The organism is Saccharothrix obliqua (genome assembly GCF_019375475.1).
Lineage (GTDB): Bacteria > Actinomycetota > Actinomycetes > Mycobacteriales > Pseudonocardiaceae > Actinosynnema > Actinosynnema obliqua.
This window is the reverse complement of sequence record NZ_JAHXGQ010000002.1, coordinates 852,106-875,164: the sequence shown is the minus strand read 5'-3', so window position 1 is coordinate 875,164 and position 23,059 is coordinate 852,106. Positions and strand designations below refer to the sequence as shown.

The 23,059-nt window shown below is 74.3% G+C and carries 24 protein-coding genes; 9 read left to right on the top strand and 15 right to left on the bottom strand.

What is annotated here, in order from left to right; all coding sequences use genetic code 11:
- Positions 1–212: 212 nt before the first annotated feature.
- Positions 213–1,373 (top strand): dipeptidase, encoded by a 1,161-nt coding sequence (locus KZQ38_RS09945; protein WP_219440338.1) that lies wholly within the window; start codon positions 213–215, stop codon positions 1,371–1,373.
- Between the two features lie 97 nt (positions 1,374–1,470).
- On the opposite strand, the gene KZQ38_RS09940 is transcribed toward KZQ38_RS09945, so the two are convergent.
- Positions 1,471–1,992, bottom strand: a complete 522-nt coding sequence (locus tag KZQ38_RS09940) for a DUF3000 domain-containing protein (RefSeq protein ID WP_257901170.1) — start codon at positions 1,990–1,992, stop codon at positions 1,471–1,473.
- Positions 1,993–2,104: 112 nt separating this feature from the next.
- Between KZQ38_RS09940 and hemE the strand changes: the two genes are divergently transcribed.
- From hemE to hemQ, 3 genes are read left to right on the top strand one after another with little or no spacing between them, the layout of a single operon-like run.
- Positions 2,105–3,157 carry a uroporphyrinogen decarboxylase gene (gene hemE, locus KZQ38_RS09935; protein WP_219440336.1) on the top strand — a complete coding sequence of 351 codons (1,053 nt, stop codon included), beginning with the start codon at positions 2,105–2,107 and terminating at the stop codon, positions 3,155–3,157.
- Complete coding sequence (gene hemG / locus KZQ38_RS09930; RefSeq protein ID WP_219440335.1) at positions 3,154–4,575, top strand: protoporphyrinogen oxidase; 1,422 nt, start codon at positions 3,154–3,156, stop codon at positions 4,573–4,575. Before hemE ends, hemG begins: the two co-directional genes overlap by 4 nt.
- A 4-nt stretch (positions 4,576–4,579) precedes the next feature.
- A complete protein-coding gene (hemQ, locus tag KZQ38_RS09925; protein ID WP_219440334.1) occupies positions 4,580–5,272 on the top strand; it encodes a hydrogen peroxide-dependent heme synthase in 693 nt (230 codons plus the stop codon).
- 40 nt (positions 5,273–5,312) lie between these two features.
- Here hemQ and KZQ38_RS09920 read toward each other — a convergent pair whose 3' ends face one another.
- From KZQ38_RS09920 to KZQ38_RS09880, 9 genes are all read right to left on the bottom strand, one after another.
- A complete protein-coding gene (locus KZQ38_RS09920) occupies positions 5,313–8,504 on the bottom strand; it encodes a S8 family serine peptidase (protein ID WP_308258324.1) in 3,192 nt (1,063 codons plus the stop codon).
- A gap of 377 nt (positions 8,505–8,881) precedes the next feature.
- Positions 8,882–9,358, bottom strand: a complete 477-nt coding sequence (locus KZQ38_RS09915; protein WP_219440333.1) for a hypothetical protein — start codon at positions 9,356–9,358, stop codon at positions 8,882–8,884.
- Between the two features lie 44 nt (positions 9,359–9,402).
- Entirely contained in the window at positions 9,403–9,747 is a 345-nt protein-coding gene (locus tag KZQ38_RS09910) for an SCO6045 C-terminal-like domain-containing protein (RefSeq protein WP_219440332.1), read from the bottom strand.
- On the bottom strand, positions 9,744–10,535 hold the full coding sequence (locus KZQ38_RS09905) for an MbnB/TglH/ChrH family RiPP precursor modification enzyme (RefSeq protein WP_372452218.1): 792 nt from the start codon (positions 10,533–10,535) through the stop codon (positions 9,744–9,746). The genes KZQ38_RS09910 and KZQ38_RS09905 overlap by 4 nt, the downstream gene beginning before the upstream one ends.
- Positions 10,536–10,556: 21 nt before the next feature.
- Positions 10,557–11,333 carry a TIGR04222 domain-containing membrane protein gene (locus tag KZQ38_RS09900; RefSeq protein WP_219440330.1) on the bottom strand — a complete coding sequence of 259 codons (777 nt, stop codon included), beginning with the start codon at positions 11,331–11,333 and terminating at the stop codon, positions 10,557–10,559.
- Between the two features lie 113 nt (positions 11,334–11,446).
- Positions 11,447–12,349 (bottom strand): TIGR04222 domain-containing membrane protein, encoded by a 903-nt coding sequence (locus tag KZQ38_RS09895; protein ID WP_219440432.1) that lies wholly within the window; start codon positions 12,347–12,349, stop codon positions 11,447–11,449.
- Positions 12,350–12,574: 225 nt separating this feature from the next.
- On the bottom strand, positions 12,575–13,012 hold the full coding sequence (gene msrB / locus KZQ38_RS09890; RefSeq protein WP_219440329.1) for a peptide-methionine (R)-S-oxide reductase MsrB: 438 nt from the start codon (positions 13,010–13,012) through the stop codon (positions 12,575–12,577).
- A gap of 9 nt (positions 13,013–13,021) precedes the next feature.
- On the bottom strand, positions 13,022–13,360 hold the full coding sequence (locus tag KZQ38_RS09885; protein ID WP_219440328.1) for a hypothetical protein: 339 nt from the start codon (positions 13,358–13,360) through the stop codon (positions 13,022–13,024).
- A gap of 139 nt (positions 13,361–13,499) precedes the next feature.
- Complete coding sequence (locus tag KZQ38_RS09880) at positions 13,500–14,444, bottom strand: asparaginase (protein ID WP_219440327.1); 945 nt, start codon at positions 14,442–14,444, stop codon at positions 13,500–13,502.
- Between the two features lie 68 nt (positions 14,445–14,512).
- On the opposite strand from KZQ38_RS09880, the gene KZQ38_RS09875 reads away from it, so the two are divergent.
- The 4 genes from KZQ38_RS09875 (at position 14,513) to KZQ38_RS09860 (ending at position 17,440) form a co-directional block, all read left to right on the top strand.
- A complete protein-coding gene (locus tag KZQ38_RS09875; RefSeq protein ID WP_219440326.1) occupies positions 14,513–15,160 on the top strand; it encodes a GntR family transcriptional regulator in 648 nt (215 codons plus the stop codon).
- A gap of 19 nt (positions 15,161–15,179) precedes the next feature.
- Entirely contained in the window at positions 15,180–16,172 is a 993-nt protein-coding gene (gene ligD, locus KZQ38_RS09870; RefSeq protein ID WP_219440325.1) for a non-homologous end-joining DNA ligase, read from the top strand.
- Between the two features lie 268 nt (positions 16,173–16,440).
- Positions 16,441–16,638, top strand: coding sequence for a DUF8847 domain-containing protein (locus KZQ38_RS09865; protein WP_219440324.1), 198 nt, complete (start codon positions 16,441–16,443; stop codon positions 16,636–16,638).
- A gap of 133 nt (positions 16,639–16,771) precedes the next feature.
- Positions 16,772–17,440 carry a DUF6319 family protein gene (locus KZQ38_RS09860; protein WP_219440323.1) on the top strand — a complete coding sequence of 223 codons (669 nt, stop codon included), beginning with the start codon at positions 16,772–16,774 and terminating at the stop codon, positions 17,438–17,440.
- Positions 17,441–17,833: 393 nt separating this feature from the next.
- Here KZQ38_RS09860 and KZQ38_RS09855 read toward each other — a convergent pair whose 3' ends face one another.
- Positions 17,834–19,384, bottom strand: a complete 1,551-nt coding sequence (locus tag KZQ38_RS09855; protein ID WP_308258323.1) for an alpha/beta hydrolase — start codon at positions 19,382–19,384, stop codon at positions 17,834–17,836.
- Positions 19,385–19,447: 63 nt separating this feature from the next.
- Between KZQ38_RS09855 and KZQ38_RS09850 the strand changes: the two genes are divergently transcribed.
- Entirely contained in the window at positions 19,448–20,368 is a 921-nt protein-coding gene (locus KZQ38_RS09850; protein WP_219440322.1) for an EamA family transporter, read from the top strand.
- On the opposite strand, the gene KZQ38_RS09845 is transcribed toward KZQ38_RS09850, so the two are convergent.
- The 4 genes from KZQ38_RS09845 to KZQ38_RS09830 are packed head-to-tail and all read right to left on the bottom strand — an operon-like array spanning position 20,365 to position 23,055.
- Positions 20,365–20,820 (bottom strand): hypothetical protein, encoded by a 456-nt coding sequence (locus tag KZQ38_RS09845; protein WP_219440321.1) that lies wholly within the window; start codon positions 20,818–20,820, stop codon positions 20,365–20,367. The two genes, KZQ38_RS09850 and KZQ38_RS09845, sit on opposite strands and share 4 nt — an antisense overlap.
- Before the next feature lie 52 nt (positions 20,821–20,872).
- On the bottom strand, positions 20,873–21,946 hold the full coding sequence (locus KZQ38_RS09840) for an ATP-dependent DNA ligase (RefSeq protein ID WP_219440320.1): 1,074 nt from the start codon (positions 21,944–21,946) through the stop codon (positions 20,873–20,875).
- Between the two features lie 27 nt (positions 21,947–21,973).
- The gene (locus KZQ38_RS09835) at positions 21,974–22,510 is read right to left on the bottom strand and encodes an alkaline shock response membrane anchor protein AmaP (protein ID WP_219440319.1); all 537 of its coding nucleotides are present in this window, start codon (positions 22,508–22,510) and stop codon (positions 21,974–21,976) included.
- Positions 22,507–23,055 (bottom strand): DUF6286 domain-containing protein, encoded by a 549-nt coding sequence (locus KZQ38_RS09830; protein ID WP_219440318.1) that lies wholly within the window; start codon positions 23,053–23,055, stop codon positions 22,507–22,509. The genes KZQ38_RS09835 and KZQ38_RS09830 overlap by 4 nt, the downstream gene beginning before the upstream one ends.
- Positions 23,056–23,059: the final 4 nt, after the last annotated feature.

The window sequence follows — 23,059 nt, the reverse complement described above, 5'->3', positions numbered from 1 at the left end:
CGGGACTTTCGTCCAATCAGCCGCGCCACTGATCGACCGAAAGTGGTGTCGTCTGGGGCAGCGTAGCCGCCCAAGCGGGTCTACGGGACGATCAATCGGGTATCTATCCCGAATGAGTTGTCACTGATGGCCCCTGTTGTCACACGATCGGCTGACAACAGGATGGGGCCCGTAACGCGAGTGCCTCTCATGACGACACATAGGAGTTGCCGGTGGCGAGCACCACAGGACGTGGCCGAGCCGAGGTTCTGCTGGCGGAAGCCCCACTCGTCGACGGGCACAACGACCTCCCGTGGGCGCTCCGCGACCTCGCGGCGTCCGGGCAAATCGGTGAAAAGTCAATGGCCGCCGGCGACTCTTCAGGCGTCCGACAGGTGGACCTGAGGACCCGTCAACCCGCCCTCCAGACCGACTTTTTGCGGCTTCGGCAGGGCCGGTTGGGGATGCAGTTCTGGTCCGTGTGGGTTCCGTGCCGACTGGCGGGCGACGCAGCCGTCACCGCCGTGCTGGAGCAGGTGGAGTTGGTCCGGGAGCTGTGCGACGCCTACCCCGACGTCCTCGGCTTCGCGACGACCGCCGACGAGGCCGTGGCGGTGTTCCGGTCGGGCCGGACGGCGTCGCTGCTGGGCGCGGAGGGCGGGCACAGCATCAACTCGTCGCTGGGCGTCCTGCGGTCCCTGCGGCGGCTGGGCGTGCGGTACATGACGCTCACCCACAACGAGAACACCCCGTGGGCGGACTCGGCCACCGACACCCCCGAGCACGGCGGGCTCAGCCCGTTCGGCGTGGAGGTCGTGCGCGAGATGAACCGGATCGGCATGATCGCCGACCTCTCGCACGTCGCCGAGACCACCATGAACGCCGCCCTGGACGTCAGCACCCGGCCGGTCCTGTTCACCCACTCCTCGTGCCGGGCGGTGGCCGACCACCCGCGCAACGTGCCGGACGCCGTCCTGGAACGCCTCGCGGGCAACGGCGGGGTGTGCATGGTGACCTTCGTGCCCGCCTTCGTGTCCCCGGCGTACGCCGAGTGGGACGCCCGGCTGGGCGAGGCCATGGCCGCGGCGGGGGAGCGGCACAACGACCTGGAGGCCCGCGAGCGCTTCCTCGCGACGTACGCCGGCGAACGGCCCGCGGTGACGCTGGACGACGTGGTGAAGCACGTCGAGCACGCCCGTGAGGTGGCCGGGATCGACCACATCGGCCTCGGCGGCGACTACGACGGCACCGCCGTGCAGCCGACCGGGCTGGAGGACGTCTCCACGTACCCGGACCTGATCGGCGCCCTCCTGGACCGCGGGTGGAGCGAGGAGGACTGCGCCAAGCTCGCGGGCGGCAACGCGTTGCGCGTCCTGCGGGCCAACGACGAGTAACGCGGCCCGCTCGGGCGGGCAGCGACGACCACCCGCTGTCCGCCTGCCACACCCGATCCCGGCTCACCGCCGGCACCCCGGTCGGCGTCCCCGCGGGTCAGCGCAGCGTCGACACCCCGACCGGCGGCAGGCCGACGGCCGTGGCCATCACCTCGTAGAACGCCGTGCCGTGGGCGGCCAGCTCGGCGTCCCGCGCCGTCCAGGACGCGCGCAGCTCCAGGTCGTCCGTCCGGGGCGGGCCGGCGATGTCGCCGAACCGGGCCGACGACGTCTGCGTCACGGTGCCGCCGAGGGCCAGGAAACCCGCGCCCGCCAGCTCCAGCGCCTCCACCAGCCACGACCAGCCCACCTCCGGCAGGAGGGGGTCGGCCGCCAGCTCCGGGTCCAGCTCCACCCGCACGTAGGCGACCAGCCGGAACACCCCGGACCACGCCTCGACGCCCTCCGGGTCGTGCAGCAGCACCAGGCGGCCGGTGGACAGCTCGTCCGCCGGGCCGGTCGCCTCGGCGGTCAGCGCGAACGCCCAGGGCGCGAGGCGCTGGGGCGGGCGCACCTCGGTGAACTCCAGCTCCGGTCGGGTTCGCACCGACTTGAGCGTCGCCACCGCCCGCCGGAACATTTCGGGCTCCGCCGCCAATCCGGTCACACCCCGGACCTTATGCCCCGGAACCGCGTCACGTGGGCGCGGCGCGCCGGGACCGGGCGGCACGCGGCCGGCCCGGCGTGGGAGCATGGCCGTCGAGATGAGCGACAACACCACCGCACCTCTGCTGGTCGCCGCGCGCGGCGGCGTCCCGGCGCGCACCCCGGTCTGGTTCATGCGGCAGGCCGGGCGCTCGCTGCCCGAGTACCGCGCGCTGCGCGCGGGCACGTCCATGCTGGACGCGTGCTTCGACCCGGAGATGGTCTGCGAGATCACCCTCCAGCCGGTCCGCAGGCACGACGTCGACGGCGCGATCCTGTTCTCCGACATCGTCGTGCCGCTGAAGGCCGCCGGCGTCGACCTCGACATCGTGCCGGGCACCGGCCCGGTGGTGGCGAAACCGGTGTCCGGTCGCGCCGACGTGGACGCGTTGCCCGTGCTGGAGCCCGAGCAGGTCCAGCCGGTCGCGGACGCCATCGGGCTGCTCAACGCGCGCCTCGGCGACGTCCCGCTGATCGGTTTCGCGGGCGCGCCGTTCACCCTCGCCTCCTACCTGGTCGAGGGCGGCCCGAGCCGGAACCACGAGCGCACCAAGGCGCTCATGCACGCCGACCCCGACCTGTGGCACGCGTTGCTGGCCAAGATCGCCGACATCACCGCCGAGTTCCTGCGGGTGCAGGTGGCGGCGGGCGTGCGGGCCGTGCAGCTGTTCGACTCGTGGGCGGGCGCGTTGTCCGAACGGGACTACCGCCGGTTCGTGCTGCCGCACTCGAAGCGGGTGCTGGAGAGCGTCACCGACGTGCCGCGCATCCACTTCGGCGTCGGCACGGGCGAGCTGCTGCCCGCGATGCGCGAGGCGGGCGCGGACGTCGTCGGCGTCGACTGGCGCACCCCGCTGGACGTGGCGGTGCGGCGGCTGGTGGCCGCCGCGCCGGACCGGCCGCTGCCGGTGGTGCAGGGCAACCTCGACCCGGCGCTGCTGTTCGCGGGCGAGGAGGTGGTGCGTGCCGAGGTCGACCGCATCGTCGAGGAGGGCCGGGCCGCCGCCGGGCACATCTTCAACCTCGGCCACGGCGTGCTGCCGGACACCGACCCGGACATGATCACCAAGGCCGTCGAGTGGGTGCACCGGTCGAGATGAGCGACGTCCACGTCGCGGTGGTCGGCGGCGGCATCTCCGGTCTCGTCGCCGCGCACCGGCTGCGCTGCCTGCTGGGCCCCGGCGCGCGGATCACCGTGCTGGAGCAGGCCGACCGGCTCGGCGGCAAGCTGCGCACCGAGGAAGTGGCCGGGCTCGCCTGCGACGTGGGCGCGGAGGCGTTCCTGCACCGCCGCCCCGAGGCGGGCGAGCTGGTCGCCGAACTCGACCTCGCCGAGCGGCTGCGGCACCCGACGGGCGCGCCGTCGACCATCCGCGCGGGCGGGGAGACGCGGCCGGTGCCCGCGCACACCCTGCTGGGCGTGCCGGCGTCGGTGGAGGCCGTGCGCGGTGTGCTGAGCCCGGAGGGGCTGCGCCGCGTGGCCGCCGAACCCCACCTGCCGCCGGTCGAGCTGGCCGGCGCGGACGTGGCGGTCGGCGCGCTGCTGCGCGAGCGGTTCGGGCCCGAGGTGGGCGACCGCCTGGTGGGCCCGCTGCTGGGCGGCGTCTACGCGGGCCGCCCGGACGCGCTGGGCCTGCGGGCCACCATGCCCCAGTTGGCCGCCGCCCTGGACGCGGGCGTCGGGTCGCTGCTGGCCGCCGCCGCCACGACGATGCCCGCGCCGCCGCAGCCGCACGGCCGCCGCCCACCGGTGTTCGGCACCCTCGCGGGCGGGCTGTCCGCGTTGGTGGACCGGCTGGCGGAGGTGTCGGCGGCCCGGGTGCGGCTGGGGCTGCCGGTGCGCGGGTTGGCGCGTCGCGAGCGCGGCTGGCGGCTGGAGATCGGCTCCGCCGCGGCGCCGGAGGCGCTGGACGTGGACGGCGTGGTGCTGGCCGTGCCCGCGCCCGCCGCGCGCAAGCTGCTGACCGCCGTCGCGCCCGCCGCCGCCGAGCGGTACGCGCAGGTCGAGGTCGCGTCCATGGCCGTGGTGACCCTGGCGTTGCCGCCGGGCACGGTGCTGCCGGAGCGCTCCGGCGTGTTGCTCGCCGAGGGGGAGCGGCACGCCGACGGGACACCGTTCGCGGCGAAGGCGTTCACCTTCTCCAGCGGCAAGTGGGCGCACCTCGCGGGCGGTCCGGTGCTGGTGCGCGGCAGCGCGGGTCGGCACGGCGACGTCGCCGTGCTCCAGCGCGACGACGAGGACCTGGTGGCCGCGGTGCGTGCCGACCTGGCCGAGCTGACCGGCGTGACGGCGCCGCCGGTGGACGTGCGGGTGACCCGCTGGGGCGGCGGCCTGCCGCAGTACGGCGTTGGGCACCTGGACGTCGTGCGGGGTGTCGAGGACGCGGTCGCCGGCCTGCCGGGCCTGGCCGTCGCGGGCGCCACGCTGCACGGCGTCGGCATCCCGGCGTGCATCGCGACCGGCGACGCGGCGGCGGCCCGGGTCGCGGCGCACGTCCTGGGCCGGGTGAGAGGATGAGGTCATGGCCCGCCTGAACTTCACCGAGTTGAACGACACCATCCGCTACACCATGTGGTCGGTCTTCCGCGTCGAGCCGGGCAGGCTGCCCGCCGACCGCGGTCCGGCCGCGGCCGAGGCGCAGGAGTACCTCGACGGCCTGGAGGCCAAGGGCGTCGTGGTGCGCGGGGTGTACGACGTGGCCGGGCTGCGGGCCGACGCGGATTACCTGATCTGGTGGCACGCCGAGGAGATCGAGCAGGTCCAGGCCGCCTACACCGGGTTCCGGCGCACCGCCGCGGGCCGCGCCTCGACGCCGGTGTGGAGCCAGGTGGCGCTGCACCGCCCGGCGGAGTTCAACCGCAGCCACATCCCGGCGTTCCTGGCCGGCGAGGAGCCGCGCAAGTACGTGTGCGTGTACCCGTTCGTGCGGTCCTACGAGTGGTACCTGCTGCCCGACGAGGACCGCCGCAAGATGCTCGCCGACCACGGCAAGGAAGCCCGCGACTACCCGGACGTGCGCGCGAACACCGTGGCGTCGTTCGCGCTGGGCGACTACGAGTGGATCCTCGCGTTCGAGGCGGACGAGCTGCACCGCATCGTGGACCTGATGCGCCACCTGCGCGGCACCGAGGCACGTCGCCACGTGCGCGAGGAGATCCCGTTCTACACCGGCACGCGGGTGCCGGTGGCGGAGCTGGTCGCGAACCTGCCGTGACGCGGGAGGGGCGCCCGCCGGCGGCGGACGCCCCCCGTCGTCACGCCTTGACCCGGTAGGCCCGGATCACGGTCTGCTCGAACGCGTTGCCCTTGCCGTCCGAGCCCTTCACCCGCAGCGACGCGAAACCCGCCGCGCCGTTGCGCACCAGCGCGGTCTTCCCGTGTACCGCGGCCTTCGTCCAGGTCTTGCCGTCGTCGAACGACACCTCGACGGTCAGGTCGCGGACCCGGCCGCTGTCGGCGCCCTGCTGCTGCCGCACGTCCAGCGGCACGCGCAGCACCCGGTTCGCGGGCGCGTTGCCCGCCTCGTCCAGCTCCGGCCTGAACTGCACGACGGTCAGCGGCAGCGGCTTGATCTCCTCACCGGGCGCCGTGTCGGACCGGAACGTCCAGGAGCCGCCGATCCGCGTGCTCAACGAGGTGGAGCCGGCGACCGGCACGGCGTCGGTCTCGATCTTGAACCGCGCCGCGCCCGGGTCCACGCGGAACACGCCGTTCGCCGGGCTCGGGAACTCCCCGACCTTGACGCCGTCGCGGTAGAGCGTGGTGCGCGCGGACTCGGTGTTGTAGCCGCCGCTGTTGCCGTCGTGGTCGTTCCACAGCGGCACGCCGAACCCGATCTCGTCACCGAACCGCACCAGGTGCAGCGCGCCCGCGGTGGGCGAGAGCCCCGGCCCGAGCACCGGCTGGAAGTAGCGCTGCCGGTGCTCGCTGCCCGCGCGGTAGGTCAGCTCGCCCGACGCCTGGCTGCCCTCGGGCTGGTCGGCGGCGTTGTACTGGAGCACCACCCAGCGCCAGCCCACGTCCTTGGTCAGGACGTGGTCGACGGCCTCGCCGGTCGGCCCGGTGTGCAGCAGCAGCGTCGCGCCACCGCCGCCGGACTTCGACACGGGGATGCCGCCGTACCGGTAGGTCCTGCCGTCCGCGCCGCGCACCACCCGGTGGTTGATCTTCGCCAGCTCCTTCGCGGCGGGCGCGCGCTCGAACCCGGTGGGCACGTTGCCGGGCACGTCGTAGGACGCCCGGTAGCTCACCGGCGTCCCGTCGACCGGCGTGGCCTCGGCGTGCGAGGCGAACGACGTGGTCACCTGGTCGGCGGGCAGCGGCGCCCCGACCTGGGCGACCAGCGCCCGGTCGCCGAAGCCGTCGAGCAGGAGCGCGCCGACGATGTGGTGGCGGCCGTTGTGGGTGCGGTCGACGGTGATGCCGCCCGTGCGGTCCCGCGCGGTCGGGTCGGGGAACTTGATCCGCACCGGTTTCGCGGTCCGGGCGTCCACGTCGACGGTGGTCTTGGCGTCGAGGTTGAGCCGCGGCTGCGGCAGGTACGCCGTCCGGTCGCCGGTCCGCACGTCGTGGACCACCAGGTACTCGCCCTTGGGCAGGCGGGCCGTGGCGACGCCGCCCACCCGCGGCGGGAACGCGACGACGTTGGTGTCCAGCCCGATCACCAGCGACGACGCCAGCTCGGCCGGCTTGCCGTCCAGGTCGGTGTACTTGATCGTCAGGTCGTGGCTCTCCACCTCGCGCTCCAGCGCGACGGGCGTGCGCAGCCCGGTGGACGTGACGACCACGCCGGTGTACCCGCCGTCGGCGGTGCCCGCGCGGCTGTCACCGGTGACGGACACCTCGGCCGAGCCGCCCGCCGGGACGGTGACCTTCGCGGGCGTCACGGCGAACACGCCGGCCAGCGCGGGCTTGCCGTCGGGGCCCTTGGCCTCGACCGACAGGTCCAGCGCGACGGGCTGCGTGCCGGCGTTGCGGTAGGTGAGCTTGCGCGTCACCGGCACGTCGTCGTCGTGCGGCCACGGCTGGAGGCCGAGGCCGACGCTCACCGGGTCGGTGGTCAGCGTGGTGGTGATGGCCTTGGCCAGGTCGACCCGACCGGCGCCCTGGTCGTAGGCGCCGAGGTCCGGGTTGGGCTTCGCGGACGCCACGAGGGCCGCCTTGAGCTGCGTGCCGGTCCAGTCGGGGTGCTGCTGGGCCAGCAGCGCCGCCGCGCCCGCGACGTGCGGGGTGGCCATCGAGGTGCCGGAGACCGCCACGTGCGTGTCGTCCACCGGCGCGCCGATGACACCGGCGGACGCCTTGGCCGCAGCGATGTCCACGCCCGGCGCGGTCACGTCGGGCTTCACGCCCGCGTCACCCGTGCGCGGGCCGCGGCTGGAGAACGGGGCGAGCCGGTCGTCCCGCGCGACCGCGCCGACGCTGAGCGCGGCGTCGGCGGTGCTCGGCGAGCTGACCGTGCCCGCGCCGCCCGCGTTGCCCGCGGCGACCACGAACAACGTGCCCTTCTCCGCGGACAGCCGGTTGACGGCGGCCTCCAGCGGGTCCACGTCGGGCGTGTCGCCGCCGCCGAGGCTGAGGTTCACCACGTCCGCGCCCTGGTCGGCGGCCCACTGGATGCCCGCCAGGATCCACGACTCCTCGCAGCCCGAGTAGACGCACACCTTGCCGTCGAGGATCTGGGCGTCCGGTGCGACACCGCGGTACTTGGCGTGGTTGGAGGCGATGATGGACGCGACGTGCGTGCCGTGGCCGACGCCGTCGGTGTTGTCCGGGTCGCTGGTGAAGTTGGCCTGCTGGGCGACGTGCCCGGCGAGGTCGGGGTGCGCGGCGTCGACGCCGGTGTCCAGGACGGCGACCTTGACGCCCTTGCCGGTGTGCCCGGCGGCCCACGCGGCGGGCGCGTTGATCTGCGCGGCGCTGCGGTCCAGGCTGGTCGCGCGCTTGCCGTCCAGCCACACCTTCGTCACGGCCGGGTCGGCGACCAGCGCCCGGAACGCGTCGCCCGCCGCGGCCTTGTCGGCCTTGGCGGCGACCACGCCCGCGGCGGGCAGGTCGAGCGTGACCCGGACGCCCGCGGCACGCACGTCCGGTCCGCCGTCGCGGGCGAGCAGGAGCGGCACGTCGGCGCGGTGCGCGTCGTCGTAGCCGGCCTCGACCAGGCCGGTCACGTCGAACAGGCGCGGGTCGAGCCTGCCCTCGGCGAGCGGCCCGGCGGCGTCGCGCGGGACGACGTGGACGCGGTCGTCGCGCACGTAGGTGTAGAACGCGGCGTCGTCCCGGCCCGGCCCTCCCGTCACCGAGGCCAGGCGTCCGCCGTGCAGCACGACGCGGTCACCCGTGATCAGGGTGACCGACGTGGTGCGGCCGGCATCGGTGGTGTTCGTCGGACCGGTCGCGCCCGGTGCGGCGGTGGCCGCCGCGGTCATCGGGGCGAGCAGTCCCACGGCTAACGCGGCGGCTCCCCATGCGCCGCGTTTTCCGGTTCTCCGCAACACGGATATACCTCCCGGGTGTGGTGGTGCGCGCTGTGGATCGCGCAGTCGGAAGGCACGCCGAAGACCGGCGGCGGCGGATAACCGGAAGTGACGAACCCCCCACAACTTTCGACGCTAACCACCCCTCCGGGTGAGATCAGCGTCTCATTGAGGGATGTTCTGCCACCGTATCGGCGGTTCTTGGGGTGACGCTCAGTTTGTCCTTGCTACGAAAAGGTGTCCGGAGAGTGACGCCCGCCACTGCCGAACGCCCCGTCGACGGCGGTCCGCACCACGTCGGCGTCCGTGCCGGCCCCGAAGGCGGCCTCGTCTCGATTCGGGCCGCGTCAGGTCGCCGTGACCGACCCGTCCGCGGCGACGGCGAGGTTCAGCTGCGCGCCACCGCCGCCGCATTCCGGGCCGCCGGGTCGGACGAGCTTCGGGGTCGCCTCCACCTGCCGGTCCAGCACGGTCGCCCCCGTGCCGTCGGCCAGCCGCAGCTTCACCACGACCGGCCGCACCGGCAGGTCCGGCACGTCCGCGTAGCCGTGCAGGCCGCCGTCCGGCTCGGCGCTCGCCGAGCACACGTCCTCCGGCGCGGTCCCGGCGCACGTGCCGCCGACCACCCGGCTCGACGGCCACAACGCCAGCGGCCGCGTCGTGCACCGGCCGTCCCAGCAGACCTCCAGGGCGCCCGTCGCCACCCCCGCCGACCGCACGTCCACCCCGACGCCCACCGGCACGCCGATCGCCGTGCACACCTGCTCGGGGGTCGACCCGCAGGCCGTCACGAGCAGCAGGACGGCCGCCATCGCTCTGCGCATGCCGGTGGGACGGAACGGCCGGGCGGTCGGGTTGCGCGGACCCGTCAGGTCCCGCGCCGCCACCAGCGCCGCCTGCGCGGCGGCGTCAGCTCACCGCGGGCGGTGGCCCACTCGGCGAACGCGGCGGCGTCCTCGCGGAACCGCGTCCCGTCGCGGCGGGGGTGCGCGCGGGCGTACTCGTCGAACAGCGGGCGGAACCGGTCGGCCAGCTCGGCGGCCACGTCCGGCCGCAACGCCGCCACCACACCACGCCGCTTGTTGAGCAGCGACCGCGCCTCCACCCGCAGCCGCTCCGGGTCGAACCCGGCGGGCGGCGTGCCGTCGGCGAGCAGTGCGCGCAGCAACCCGGCCTGCGCCGCCGCCAACCGCTCCCGCTGCGGCTCCGTCACCCCAGCACCGCCCGGATGGCCGCCAGCTCGCCCGCGAGGTCCGCGTCCGACGGGTAGTCGTCGTCGCGCTCCAGCAGCACACCCGGCGGGTCCACGCGCTCACGCAGGCGGGCGAGCACGTCCAGCACCTCCGGCAGCACGGCGTGGGCGTGCGTGTCGTGGTAGACGCCCTGGTGCTCGACACCGCCCGCCACGTGCACGTACGCCAGGCGCTCCAACGGGATCTCGTCCAGGAACCGGTCCACGTCGGTGCCCAGGTTGCGGGCGTTCGCGTACAGGTTCGCCACGTCCACCAGCAGCAGGCAGCCGGTGCGCTCCACCAGCTCCGCCAGGAACTCGCCCTCGGTGAGTTCGCCGTCCGGCCACTCCAGCAACGCCGCCACGTTCTCCAGCGCCAGCGGCACCGGCAGGTCGGCCTGCGCGGACCGGACGTTCGCCACCAGCACGTCCAGCGCGTCGCGGGTGCGCGGCAGCGGCATCAGGTGCCCGGAGTCCAGGCCGCCCGCGCGGACGAAGCACACGTGGTCGCTGACGAACGGCGCGTCCAGCGCCTCCGCCAGCGCGCCGAGGTGCGCCACCCGGCGCGGGTCCACCGGCTCCGCGCCGCCCAGCGACAACGACACCGCGTGCGGCAGCACCGGCACGCCCCGCTCGCGCAGCAGCAGCACCGATTCCGGCAGGTGCCCGACGTGCAGGTTCTCCGCCACCACCTCGACGAAGTCCACGTCGAGCCGCTCCACGGTCAGGTCGATCTCCGCCCGCCAGCCGATGCCCACCCCGAGCTTCACCCGCACCCCTCTCCCCGGCGGTCAGTCACCGCCGCCACCACCGCACCCGCCACCGCACGAGGAATCGCCGCCACCGCACGACGAGCCGCCGTCCGAGGAGGAGCCGCAACCACCGCACGACGAACCACCACCCGAGCGGTTCGCCGCCCGGCGCCGCTTCAGCGTCGCCGACGCGGTGCGCGCGATGCCCACCACCTCCCACACCGGGCGACCGCCGTACCGGCCCAGCAGACCGTGGCAGGCGACCAGCACCCGCCAGTCGCGGGTCGTGACCGAGCCGCGCGACCACCGCACCGCCGCCCGCCCGGAGGCGGTCAACGGCCGGGCCACGCGTCCCAGCACGACCACGGCCGTCAGCGAGGCGATGAGCCCGGCGAAGAACACCCAGGGCGCCACCACGTCGGCCATGGCCAGCACGAACAACACGAAGGCGTCCACCAGCACCAGCACGCGCACCGCCGCCACCGCCGACCGCACCGCCGCCGACCGCGCCAGCCCGCGCTCGACCAGCCCGCGCCGCAGCGACCCGACTTCCGGACCACGCGCCACCGCCGCGACCAGCTCGCCCAGCGGACGCGGCAGGGACCGGAGCACCAGCGCTTCCAGCGGCGTGCCGGGCACCACCTGGCGCACCGGGCTGACCAGGCCCTCGCGGGACACCCGCACCGAGCGCGACGCGAGCAACGACACCACGGCCACCTCCGCCGCCCGCCCCGGCCCACCCGCGAGGAAGCCCAGCTCCTCGGCACGCAGCCCCACCGCCGGGTTCACCGCTGCCGACACCCGGGAAGCAGCCACCACGGTCCCCTTCCGCCCGCTCGGCGACCACCCACCGGCCGCGCCCCGCTGGGACGCGCTGACCAGCCCGATCGGTTCCGCGCGTGCCGGCGGTCACCACGCCGCCGCGGGTCTCAGCCGCCGCCACCGCCGCCACACCCGCCGCCGCCACCACCGCACGACGACCCGCTGCCGCAAGACGACCCGCTGCCGCAGGACGTCCCGACCGTGGTGCCCGCGATGAGCACCGGCGAGCCGTCGGCGGCCGACCTGGCGCGGACCCGCAGCCCGACCACCCGGCGGGCCGCCGCGCGCAGCGGGATGTTCGGATGCGCCTCGAAGCCACCGAGGGCGACCGGCCAGGACTCGCCGGCCTGGCCGGCCGCCGCACCACCCCCGGTGCGCGCCGCCGCCACCGCGCGGTTGCCCAGCACGGTGCGGTGGACGGATTTCGTCTTGCGGCCCAAGGCGATCAGCACGCCGGTGAGCAGGAGTTGCAGGGACAGCCAGCCGACCGGCGCGCCGATCGCGACGCCGTTCACCCAGCGCACCACGCCGACCGCGGCGACCAGCGCCATCGGCGCCAGGCTCCAGCGCACCGCCCGGCGCACCACGCGCGGCGCCACCAGGTAACCCCGCTCCACCAGCCGGTCGCCCACGAGGCGCGGCGGGTCCTGGTCGGTCACCGCGGCGATCAGCAGCGCCAGCGTCCGGTACCGGTAACGGCGGGCGTCGGCGAGCACGGCCGCGTCCACCGGGTTCGACGGGACGGGGGAGCCGACCACCCGCACCGCGCCGTCCCGCGCCGGGCGCAGCGCGCCGGACTCGATCAACGACGCCACGGACGTCTCGACGACCCGGCGCGGACCGCCGGTCAGGAAGGCGATGTCGTGGAGTCCGGGCACGTCCGCGGGGGAACCGACCGGCGCCCGCCGCGGGCGCACCCGGACGAAGATCGCGACCGCCACTGCGACGGCCAGCGCGATCCAGTACAGCTCAAGGAATTCCGGGCCTGACAGACCCCACGGTCGCTCCACGGTCCACCCCCTGCGAGCCCTGCCCGGCGATACCGGCGCAGGGGGTAATCGTGTGGGTCAGGCCACACCCCGACAAGAGCGCTTTAGCAAACCTTAGGGTTGCCGCCGCGCGGGGTCAGGACGACGACGCGCCGTCCACGCCGCCCGAACCCTCGCCGTCGGTGCCCTTGAAGATGCGCATGATTCCTCCCTCGGTGGATACCTTCGTCGTTCGGACCAGCGCCCTCAGTCTGTCGGACCGCCGGTGGTTTCGACCAGACGCAAACTGACGCTGTTGATGCAGTAGCGCTGATCCGTCGGAGTGGCGTAGCCCTCACCCTCGAAGACGTGGCCCAAATGGCTGTGACACGTCGCGCACAGCACCTCCGTGCGCGCCATTCCGTGTGAGCGGTCCTCGCGCAGGATCACCGAGTCCGCGGCGAGCGGGGAGAAGAACGACGGCCAGCCGCAGTGCGAGTCGAACTTGGTGTCGCTGCGGAACAGCTCCGCGCCGCACGCGCGGCACGAGTAGACGCCCTCGGTCTTGGTGTCGGTGTACTCGCCGGTCCAGGCGGGTTCGGTGCCCGCCTGGCGCAGCACGGCGAACTCCTTGGGCGAGAGGATCTCCCGCCACTCCAGCTCGGAGCGGACCACCTTCGGGGTGGCGCCGACGACAGGTTCCATACCTCCACGTTAGTCGAAGAACGTGGACAGGATCTCGCCGAGCCCGAACCACACGGACACCGCGACACCCAGCAGGATCAGCAGCACGACGGCGACCGCGGTGAGCCTGCGCAACCCGCCCGCGCGGTTCGCGGAATCGGCGAAGTTCTCCACGCCAGCCAGGTAGCCCTCGACCGTGAACGCGGGCTGCTGCCGCTGCATCCGGTCCAGGTGCTCGGCGAACGCCCTGGTCTCCGGGTCGTCCGGGTCCAGGCCGATCAACTCGTCGTCGATGTTGGGTTGCCGCTCGTCGGACCGGCCCGTCGGCCGGTCCTCCTCCGGGGTGTCGGCGGCACGGGAACTGGCCATGCGGCCAGCGTAGTGGCCACTTCAACCCGCGGCGGCCGGTACACCGCAGCTCCGTCGGATCGGGTCGCGCCGCCGTTCGGCCGTTCAGCGCACCCGGTGACCGGCGCCCTCTCCGCACCGGCGGCGGGCGCCGATCGCCTCAGCGGGTCAGGGCGGCGGCCGGGCGGATCGCGCCCACCGGGCGGCCGTGGCCCAGCACCGGGAACGTGGCCAACTCCTCCGGCGCGGCCACGCCCAGCGCGCGCAGCGCCGCCACCAGCACCACCGCGCGGGCCCGGCCCGAACCGTCGCCGATCTTGCACGCCACGGCCTCACCGGTCGGCAGGCCGATCGCGTAGACGCCCTCCGCCCCGTCCTTGGCCACCGCACCGGGGATGGCGCGCATCAACGCCGTGACGTCCCGACCGGTGCCGCCCACCCACTCCGGGTGCGTGTTCATGGCGCGGGCGACGCGGCGCTCCAACGGGTCGTCGGACGTGGCGATCCGCCGGAACGCGCGGGCCAGCCCCAGCAGGCTCACCCCGAGCAGCGGCGCGCCGCAGCCGTCCACGCCCTGCGCGCCGACCGGTTCGCCCGCCGCCTCCTCCAGGGTGTCCCGGATGGCGGCCTGGAGCGGGTGCGCGGGGTCCAGGTAGGTGTCGGTGGGCCAGCCGTTGGCCACGCAGGTGGCGAGCATCGCGGCGTGCTTGCCGGAGCAGTTCATGTAGATCGGGGCCTTGTCGCGCCCGGCCGCGAGGTGGGCGCGCAACGCGTGCTCCCCGATCGGCAGGTCGGGCGTGCACTGGAGCGCGGACTCGGTGAGCCCGGCGGCGGCCAGCAGGCGGCGGACGCCGTCGACGTGGAAGTCCTCGCCGGAGTGGCTGGCGCAGGCCAGGGCGAGCAGTTCGCCGTCCAGGTCCAGGCCGCGGCGCAGCATGGCGAGGGCCTGCACCGGCTTGTTCGACGACCGCGGGTACGCCACCTCGGCGGGCTGCCCCACGGCGAGCGCCACCCGGCCGTCGCGGTCCAACGCCACCACCGAGCCGTGGTGCACCGACTCCAGGAAGTCGCCCCGCCACACCTCGGCGACCAGCTCGTGCGCCATGCGCCCTCCTCCGCTGCCAACTGTCGACAGTTAACAACCCGCGCCCGGTTTGTGCTAGGGAGACGTTCGTGACACCTCCCGTGCACCTGAGCCTCGCCGGCCAGGCCGTCGACGTGCTGCGCGACCTGGTGCTGAACGGCGAGATCCCGCCGGGCACGCGGGTCAACGAGGTCGAGCTGGCCGCGCGGCTCGGCATCAGCCGCGGCCCGCTCCGGGAGGCCATCCGCCACCTGGCCTCCGAGCAGCTGCTGGTCCTGGTGCCGCACCGCGGCGCGCACGTGCCCACCGCCACCGCGGCGGACGTGGCGGCGTTGTTCGAGCTGCGCACCGCGCTGGAGTGCGCGGCGGCCGAACTCGCCGCCGCCCGCCGCACCGACGCCGACGTGGCGAGGTTGAGCGCGGTGTGCGCGGAGTCCCGCCGTACCCACCACTCCGGCGAGCGCTTCCCGCACCACCTCGACCTGGCGTTCCACCGGGCCCTGCTGGACGCCGCCCGCTCGCCGCACATCGCCGAGCAGGTGCGGCTCGTGCAGCAGCGGGTCGTGCTGCTGCGCAGCGGGCTCGCCGACGACCCGCCGCACCAGCGTGCGTCGCTGGACGACCACGACGCGCTCGTGACGGCGGTCGCGGCGGGCGACGCCGAGCAGGCGACCGCGGTGATGCGCAAGCACCTGGCCCGCGTCCGCGCGCAGATGCTCACCGCGCTGCGCCCGTGACCGGGTTAGGCTCCCCGACGTGGCCCAGGCTGTTGAGCTGACCGTAGGCGACCGCGTGGTGCGGGTGTCGAACCCCGACAAGCCGTACTTCCCCGAGCGCGGCATCACCAAGCGCCAGGTGGTCGAGTATTACGTGGCGGTCGCCGAACCGCTGCTGAACGTCCTGCGCGACCGGCCGACCACCCTCAAGCGGTACGTGGACGGCGTCACCGGCGAGGCGTTCTACCAGAAGCGGCTGCCCAAGGGCGCGCCGGACTGGGTGCAGACGGCACGCGTGGCGTTCCCCTCCGGCCGGCCCGCCGACGAGGTGTGCCCCACCGAGCCCGCCGTGCTCGCGTGGGCGGCGAACCTGGGCACGTTCGACTTCCACCCGTGGCCCGTGCGCAGGCCCGACACCGACCACCCCGACGAGTTGCGGGTGGACCTGGACCCCCAGCCCGGCACTGATTTCGCCGACGCCGTGCGCGTGGCGGAGGTGTTGCGCGAGGTGCTGGACGACCTGGGCATGACCGGCTACCCGAAGACCTCCGGCGGTCGAGGCGTCCACGTCGCCGTCCGCATCCGGCCGGAGTGGGACTTCATCGACGTGCGGCACGCCGTGATCGCCCTGGCGCGCGAGGTGGAGCGCCGCGTGCCCGACCTCGCGACCACGTCGTGGTGGAAGGAGGAGCGCGGGGAACGCGTGTTCCTGGACTACAACCAGGCCGCGCGCGACCGCACCATCGCGTCGGCGTGGTCGGTCCGCGGCACCCCGCGGGCGACCGTGTCGACACCGGTGACCTGGGACCGCCTGTCCACAGTGGACCCGGACGACTTCGACGTGCTCACCGTGCCCGCGTACCTGGCCGAGCACGGCGACCCGCACGCGAGCCTGGACGACGAGGCGTTCGGCCTGGAGACCCTCCTCGACTGGTACGCGTCGGACGAGAGAGGCGAACTCCCGTACCCGCCGGACTACCCGAAGATGCCCGGCGAGCCGCCGCGCGTGCAGCCGAGCAGGAAGCGCAACTAGGTCGCGAAAAAGGGCCACCGCGTCTCACGCCGCGAGGCCGGTGGCAGTCGTCCGGCGTCGCCGCGAGCGTCCACCGTTCGCCGCAGCGCGATCACCCGATCACCGCATCATGCGACCTGCTTCGGGCGGGTGACGGTTCCCGCGTTGCCCGGTGTGCGTCCGACCTGCGGGTTTGGTCCGACCGGCTAGTTGTCGCGGCCGGTCGGACGCGATCCCGGCGGCCCTCTCGTACCATGAACGGCGTCATCGACGGAGAGGGAAGCAGGCCATGGCGGATGCCTACGTGGTGCGGTTCGTCGGCGGTCCCCTCGACGGTCGCGTCGACTCGGTGGACATGCCGGACGACGCGCCCAAGCCGACCGTCACCCACGTGCACCTGCACGGCGGCCCGAAGATCGTGCACCACTACGACCTCCAGTACGCCGTCGAGTACGGCTGCGAGTACCGGCTGCGCGTCGAGGACTGACCGTCCACAGCGGACTGTCCACTGTGGACTGAAGAAGCCGGCGCGGCGTCCCGCGCGCGGGCGGCGCGCGGAATTGTCGGTCCCGTAGGGCAAGCTGCACGCGACGGATCTTGATCGGCAGCGGAGGTGCCCGATGGCGAAGGCCAAGCAGAATTCCTTGTCGGCGGAGGACCTCGACCACCTGCGCCGGGAACTCGCCGAGGGCCGCCCGCCCGCGGTGTGGTTCACCTCGGCGGCGGTCGGGGTGGAGGAGGGCAGATCGGCGAAGGTGCTGGCCTTCACCGACCCGCCGGAGGGCGACTACATCCAGGTGCGGCCGACCGGGTCGCGGGACGAGCTGTCCTTCTCGCCCGCCGAGCTGACCCTGGAGAAGCCCGCGCCCCGCAAGAAGACGCCGCCGCCACCGCCGCCGCCCGCGCCGACCCCCGTCGAGCACATCTACACCCCGGAGCCGAAGCCCGTGCCCGCCAAGCCGAAACCGGCGCCCGCCAAGCCCGATCCCGCGCCCGCCCGCCCGCCGGCGCGCAAGCACGCCAAGCCCGCCGAGGTGACCGTCACGCTGACGTCCTCCGCGGAGGGCGAGTGGACGGTGGACGTGCAGTCCGGCGCCAAGCGGGTCCTCCGGGGCGCGCCGATCGCCGCGTCCGCCGTGTCCCGCGCCGCGAAGCTGCTCCTGCCGGAGGTCGACGAGGCGGTCGAGACGGTGCTCAGCGCCGCCCGCGAACGCCACCTGGCCCGCGTCGAACAGCTCCGGGCGGAGCTGGAAGCCGCCCAACGCGCATTGGATGAGCTGACCGGCTGAAATACGGGCACGTACTGCGACGTTCCGCTGACAAATGCCCGCGATCGGGTGACGGGGCTTCCCTCGCCCGGCGGCGGGGCGCATTGTGGGGGCCGTCATACCTTGCCAGTGCTCGAAATCCGCGCGATCACCGGGAGGACATCATGGCGGTAGAGATCACGACGGTCGAACAGCCCCAGGCCGCCGGCTGCGGCTGCTGCGGCGGCTGCACCGGCCCCGGCTGCGGGTGCTGTTCCAGCTGCTGACCCGCGTGCACGACCCGGCACGGCCCCCGGTGGGAACACCCGCCGGGGGCCGTACCGCGTCACCCGCCGGAAATGTGCGGTTAATTCGGTTCCCGACGAGCACGCGCAAACCGGAAAAAATGCTTCGGCGATTAATCGGAAACCGCCGTCACGGCGGGCAGACGGTGCCGTTCGTGGGCAGCACGGCGTCCACCAGGAATTCGCGCGCGGCCGTCGCGGCGCACGACGACTGGCCGAGCGCGCCGTGCCCGCCGCCCTGCCAACCGACCACCACACCGGCCGGCAACGCCTGCGCCGCGCGCTCCGTGCCCGACCGCGGCGTCACCGGGTCCGCCGCCGTCGTCAGCACCAGCACGGGCGGCGCGGAACCCACCTTCGGCGTCTCCGGCAGCGGCGGCACCGGGAACGGCCCGCACAGCAGCATCCGGCGCGCGAACCACCCGCCGAACAACGGGTGCCTGCCCCGCCAGTCCTCCGCGATGCCCGCCACCCGCTCCGGCGGCACGCGCGTCGTGGTGTCGTTGCACGCCGTCACGAAACCCGCGTCGAACAACGCCGGGTTCTCGTCCCGGTCCACCACCTGCGGCCGCACGAACTCCAGCAGCGGACCCGCGTTGCCCGTCTCGGCCGCCACCACCGCGTCCGCCAGCGCCGGCCACCGCGGCCGGTCCGCCAGCCCCGCCAGCACCGCCGACACCGCCGCACCCGGCGTCAGGTCCACCTCGCCACCACGCAACGGCCTGTCCCGCAACGCCGACAGCAGCTCCGTGAACCGCCTCGTCGCGTCCGCGCCCAACGCGCACCCGCGCACCACGCAGTCCTTCTGGAACGCCTCGAACGCGTCCTCCGCGGCCGCCGCCCGCGCCTCCGCCGCCGACGGCACGTCCATCGTCGGGTCCGGCGCGCCGTCGAACACCAGGCGGCCGACCCGGTCCGGGAACCGGCCCGCGTACAGGGTCAGCACCTTCGACCCGTCACCGACGCCGATCGCGTTCAGGTGGTCGGCGCCCAGCGCCTCGCGCACGGCCTCCAGGTCCGCCGCCGCCCGCCACGAGTCCACCGCCGGCAGCCGGTTCTCCAGGTCCAGCACGCACTCCTGGCTGGCCCGCCCGACAGCCGCCAGCAGGTCCTCCTGCGACGGGTCGGCCGGGTCGGCCTCCACGATGCCCGCCCGCGCCACCTCCGGCACGCACTGCACCCCGTCCGACTTGCCCGTGCCCCGCCGGTCCACGCCGATCAGCGAGAACGTGCTCAACAACGCGGGCGGCAGCGACGCCGCCAACCGCGCCGCCTTCACCGTGCCCGGCTCGCCACCCGCGTCACCCACCACCACCAGCGCGCTGCCGCCCGTGCCCACCTTCAGCAACGACAGGCCGAGGTTGCCGCGACCCGGCCGGCTCGGCGCGTCCAGCCGCACCACCAGCCGCGCGCACTCGTACGACTGGTCGCCCGCCGGCGCCGTCGCACCCATCCGCAGCCGCGTCGACTCGGTGCACTGCGACCACGTCAGGTTCGACTTCATGGCGCCCAGCGGCGGGATGTCCCGTGCGCCCGCCGGGGCCTGGGTCTGCGTCTGCGCGCCGTCACCGTGCACGGCGATCACCGGCCGTGACGACGGACCCGCGCTGCACGCGGCCAGCGCGCTCAGAGCCACCAGCAACAGGGCGGCGTGACGCCGACGCGGCACGATCTTCCCCACTCTCTCCCGACGGTCGTGCAAAGCCTCACACAACGCAGGTGAGACTTCGGTGAGCGGAGCAAGATGGGCGACGTGGTCATGGTGCACGTGGAAGGCATCCCCGAACGTCGGTTCCGCGACTCCGGTCCGTTCGCCGCCGCCGCGCGCGCGTTCGGCGCGATACCCCCGCCCGCGCTGGTGCTGGTGGGCATCGTCAGCGTCCAGGTCGGCGCGGCCGTCGCCAAGCAGCTGTTCACCCTCGCCGGCCCGGCGGGCACCGTCACGCTCCGCCTCGTGCTCGCGGCCGTGCTGCTCGTCGCCGTGTGGCGGCCGTCGCTGCGCGTGGACCGCCGCACCCTGCTGGTCATCGCGGGCTACGGCCTCGTGCTTGGCGCGATGAACCTGACCTTCTACCAGGCCATCGAACGCATCCCGCTCGGCGCGGCCGTCACCATCGAGTTCCTCGGGCCGCTCGCCGTCGCGGTGCTCGGGTCACGCCGCTGGCTCGACGGCCTGTGGGCGTTGCTCGCCGCCGCCGGCGTGCTGCTGCTGACCAGGGCCGACGGCGGCCTGGAACTGACCGGCGTGCTGTTCGCCCTCGCCGCCGCGGCCTGCTGGGCCGGCTACATCCTGCTCGCCGCCGCGCTCGGCAGCCGCACCTCCGACGGGCGCGGCCTCGCGCTGGCCATGGTGTTCGGCGCCGCCCTCGCGCTGCCGTTCGGCATCGCCGACGCGGGCGCCGCCCTGCTCGACCCCGTGGTGCTGATCGCCGGCGCGGCCGTCGCGCTGCTGTCCTCCGTCGTGCCCTACTCGCTGGAACTGGAGGCGCTGCGCCGCATCCCGCCACGCGTGTTCGGCATCCTGATGAGCCTGGAACCCGCCGTCGCCGCCCTCGCCGGGCTGATCCTCCTGCACGAGGCGCTGCGACCCGCGCAGTGGGTCGCCGTGTGCTGCGTCGTCCTGGCCTCCATCGGCGCGACCCGGACCGCCCGCCCCGACGTCTAACGCCCGCCGGCCGGCGCCTTGCCCGCGGCGTCGGCCTCCGCGCTCAGCTTCCCGTCCACCAGGTCCCGGCCACGCGCCTCGAACACCGCCGCGTACTGCGCCGAGTACCGGTCGTAGACGGCGACCACGTCGTCGGCCCGCGCGACCTCCGCCCGGAACTGGTCCCGCAGCCGCCGCATCGTGTTCACGTCCGCCCGCCGCTTCTGGCTGTGCACGTACGGCTTGAACGTCACGTTCAACCCACCCACCACCGCCGCGACCAGCAGCAACGCCTTGCCGATCGCCGTCTCCGACGACGTGAAACCGACCGCCAGCACCGCGGGCACCAGGATCAGCACCACCGTGTAGACCACACCCGTGGCTCGGTGCACCCAGCCCCACTTGGTGAGGCGCGTGCAATCCCGCAACATCCGCTCGTCCAGTTCCCGGACGAGGACCTCGACATCCCCCACGTCCGTGCACGGTACGCGATCACGCCGTCACCGGCCCGGGGTTCGGTGCACATCAGGCCGGGCGGACCTCGCCCCGCAGCACCGACTCCACGTCGTACCGGGCGGGCTGCTCCAACTGGTCGTAGCCGCACGACTCGGGCGTCCGGTCCGGCCGCCACCGCCGGAACTGGCCGTTGTGCCGCAACCGCGCCGGCGCCGCGCCCTCCGTCTGCGCGTAGGCGATCTCCAGCACCCGTTCCGGCCGCAGCGGCACCCAGTCGGCGTGCTTCCCGCGCCACCGGTTGATCTCACCCGGCAACCGCCTGCCGTCCGGCTCCACCAACCACGGGTGCTCGCCCTCGGTGATCAACCCGCTCAGCTCGCGCGCCAACTCCCGCCGTTCGGCCGCCTTGAACGACCCGACGACACCCACGTGGTGCAGCACGCCGCGCTCGTCGTGCAGGCCGAGCAGCAGCGAGCCCACCGCCGTGCCCGGCTCGGTGTCCTTGTGCCACCGCAGACCCGCCACGACGCAGTCGGCCGTCCGCGCGTGCTTCACCTTCACCATGGTCCGCTTGCCCGGCGTGTACCCGGCCTTCGCCGGCTTGCCGATCACGCCGTCCAGGCCCGCGCCCTCGAACAGCTCGAACCACTGCGCCGCCACCGCCGCGTCCGCCGTCGCGGGCGTCAGGTAGAGCGAGTCACCCGGCGTCACCAGGCTCTCCAGCCGCTCCCGGCGGCTCGCGCACGGCACGTCCAGCAACACCTCGTCACCCGCGGCCAGCAGGTCGAACGCCACGAAGCTCGCCGGCGTCCGCTCCGCCAGCAACCGCACCCGGCTCGCCGCCGGGTGGATGCGCTCGGACAACGCGTCGAAGTCCAGCCGGTCGTCCTTCGCCACCACCAGCTCGCCGTCCACCACCACCCGGTCCGGCAACGCGCGACCCAGCGCCGCCACCGCCTCCGGGAAGTATCGGTTGAGCGGCTTGCCGCTGCGGGACTGGAGGAACACCTCGTCCCCGTCCCGGAAAACCAGGCAGCGGTAACCGTCCCACTTCGGCTCGAACACCCAGTCCGCGCCGGTCGGTATCTCGTCCACCGCCGTCGCCAGCATCGGCTGCACGGGCGGGTTCAGCGGAAGCACCACGCGGCACATCCTGCCTGGTGGTCGTGCTCAGCGCACGCGTTGCCGGGAACGCGCCGCCAGGTCGAGGCGCACCGCGGTCGGCAGCGTCGACACGCCCAGCGCCTCCCGCGCCCGGCCCAGCACCCCGTCCAGCTCCCGCCACACCACGCGCACGTCCGCGCCCTGCCGCAGCGTCAGCTTCATCCGCAACGCCGGCTCGCCGATCACCTTGACCCGCGCCGAGGACACCCCCTCGACCGCCTCCGCGTCGGCCCGCACGGCGTCCGCGAGCGCGCCGGAGGTGACCACCACGTCCCGCTCCAACGTCAGGTCCGGGTGCCGCTCCGGCGTCACCGCCCGCCACACCCACCGCAGGCCGATGACCACGAGCAGCAGCCCGAGCAACAACAACCCGACCCGCACCCACAACAGGTGGTCGCGCGCCCAGTCCAGGGCTGTCGGGTCCAGCACCGGTCGGTTCACGTGGCGGGCGTGCAGCACCACCGCGCCGACGCCCACCAGCAACGCCACCAGGCCCAGCAGCGTGGCGCACACGCGTTCGGTGCGGTACGAGCGGGCGATCACCGCGCCACCTCCGGCTTGCCGACGGGGTTGCCGACCGGGCGGCGGTCCTTCGGCGAACTCACCACCACCGAGACCTTCGGCGTGCGGGCGATCGGCAGGCCGCGCACCGTGTCGCCCACGACCTCCAGCAGGCGTGGGCGCAGCGTCGCCTCGTCGTAGAGCGCGCTCGTCGCGCGGACGTGCACCTTGCGCCGGGACACCGTGACCGATGCGGACGACACGCCTTCCTCGGCACGCACCCGGTGGCCGACGACGCGTGCCAGCGCGGTCGGCGAGGTGGTGACCACGACGCCGTCCGCCGGGTCGTGCAGCCGGACGTACCGGAAGCGGGCGGCCGCGGCGATGACCAGCAGCACCAACCCGGCCGCGGCGGTGATCAGGCCCGCGGTGCGCACCCGGTCGTCGGTCCAGGCGAGGTCGCGGGGCCAGGGGACGACGTGCCCGTTGCCCGCCCAGTGCCACAGGACGTCGGCGATCACCAGCCCCCCGAGCGCCGCGACGGCCAGGCCGAGGAAGGGGGAGAGGAACCGGAGGAAGCCACGCACCGGC

Excerpts from the sequence above, each read along its gene's own strand:
- KZQ38_RS09940 (WP_257901170.1), bottom strand. The coding sequence starts at position 1,992 with ATGTTCCGGCGGGCGGTGGCGACGCTCAAGTCGGTGCGAACCCGACCG.
- hemE (WP_219440336.1), top strand. The coding sequence starts at position 2,105 with ATGGCCGTCGAGATGAGCGACAACACCACCGCACCTCTGCTGGTCGCC.
- hemG (WP_219440335.1), top strand. The coding sequence starts at position 3,154 with ATGAGCGACGTCCACGTCGCGGTGGTCGGCGGCGGCATCTCCGGTCTC.
- hemQ (WP_219440334.1), top strand. The coding sequence starts at position 4,580 with ATGGCCCGCCTGAACTTCACCGAGTTGAACGACACCATCCGCTACACC.
- KZQ38_RS09915 (WP_219440333.1), bottom strand. The coding sequence starts at position 9,358 with ATGCGCAGAGCGATGGCGGCCGTCCTGCTGCTCGTGACGGCCTGCGGG.
- msrB (WP_219440329.1), bottom strand. The coding sequence starts at position 13,012 with ATGGAACCTGTCGTCGGCGCCACCCCGAAGGTGGTCCGCTCCGAGCTG.
- KZQ38_RS09885 (WP_219440328.1), bottom strand. The coding sequence starts at position 13,360 with ATGGCCAGTTCCCGTGCCGCCGACACCCCGGAGGAGGACCGGCCGACG.
- KZQ38_RS09880 (WP_219440327.1), bottom strand. The coding sequence starts at position 14,444 with ATGGCGCACGAGCTGGTCGCCGAGGTGTGGCGGGGCGACTTCCTGGAG.
- KZQ38_RS09865 (WP_219440324.1), top strand. The coding sequence starts at position 16,441 with ATGGCGGATGCCTACGTGGTGCGGTTCGTCGGCGGTCCCCTCGACGGT.
- KZQ38_RS09860 (WP_219440323.1), top strand. The coding sequence starts at position 16,772 with ATGGCGAAGGCCAAGCAGAATTCCTTGTCGGCGGAGGACCTCGACCAC.
- KZQ38_RS09850 (WP_219440322.1), top strand. The coding sequence starts at position 19,448 with ATGGGCGACGTGGTCATGGTGCACGTGGAAGGCATCCCCGAACGTCGG.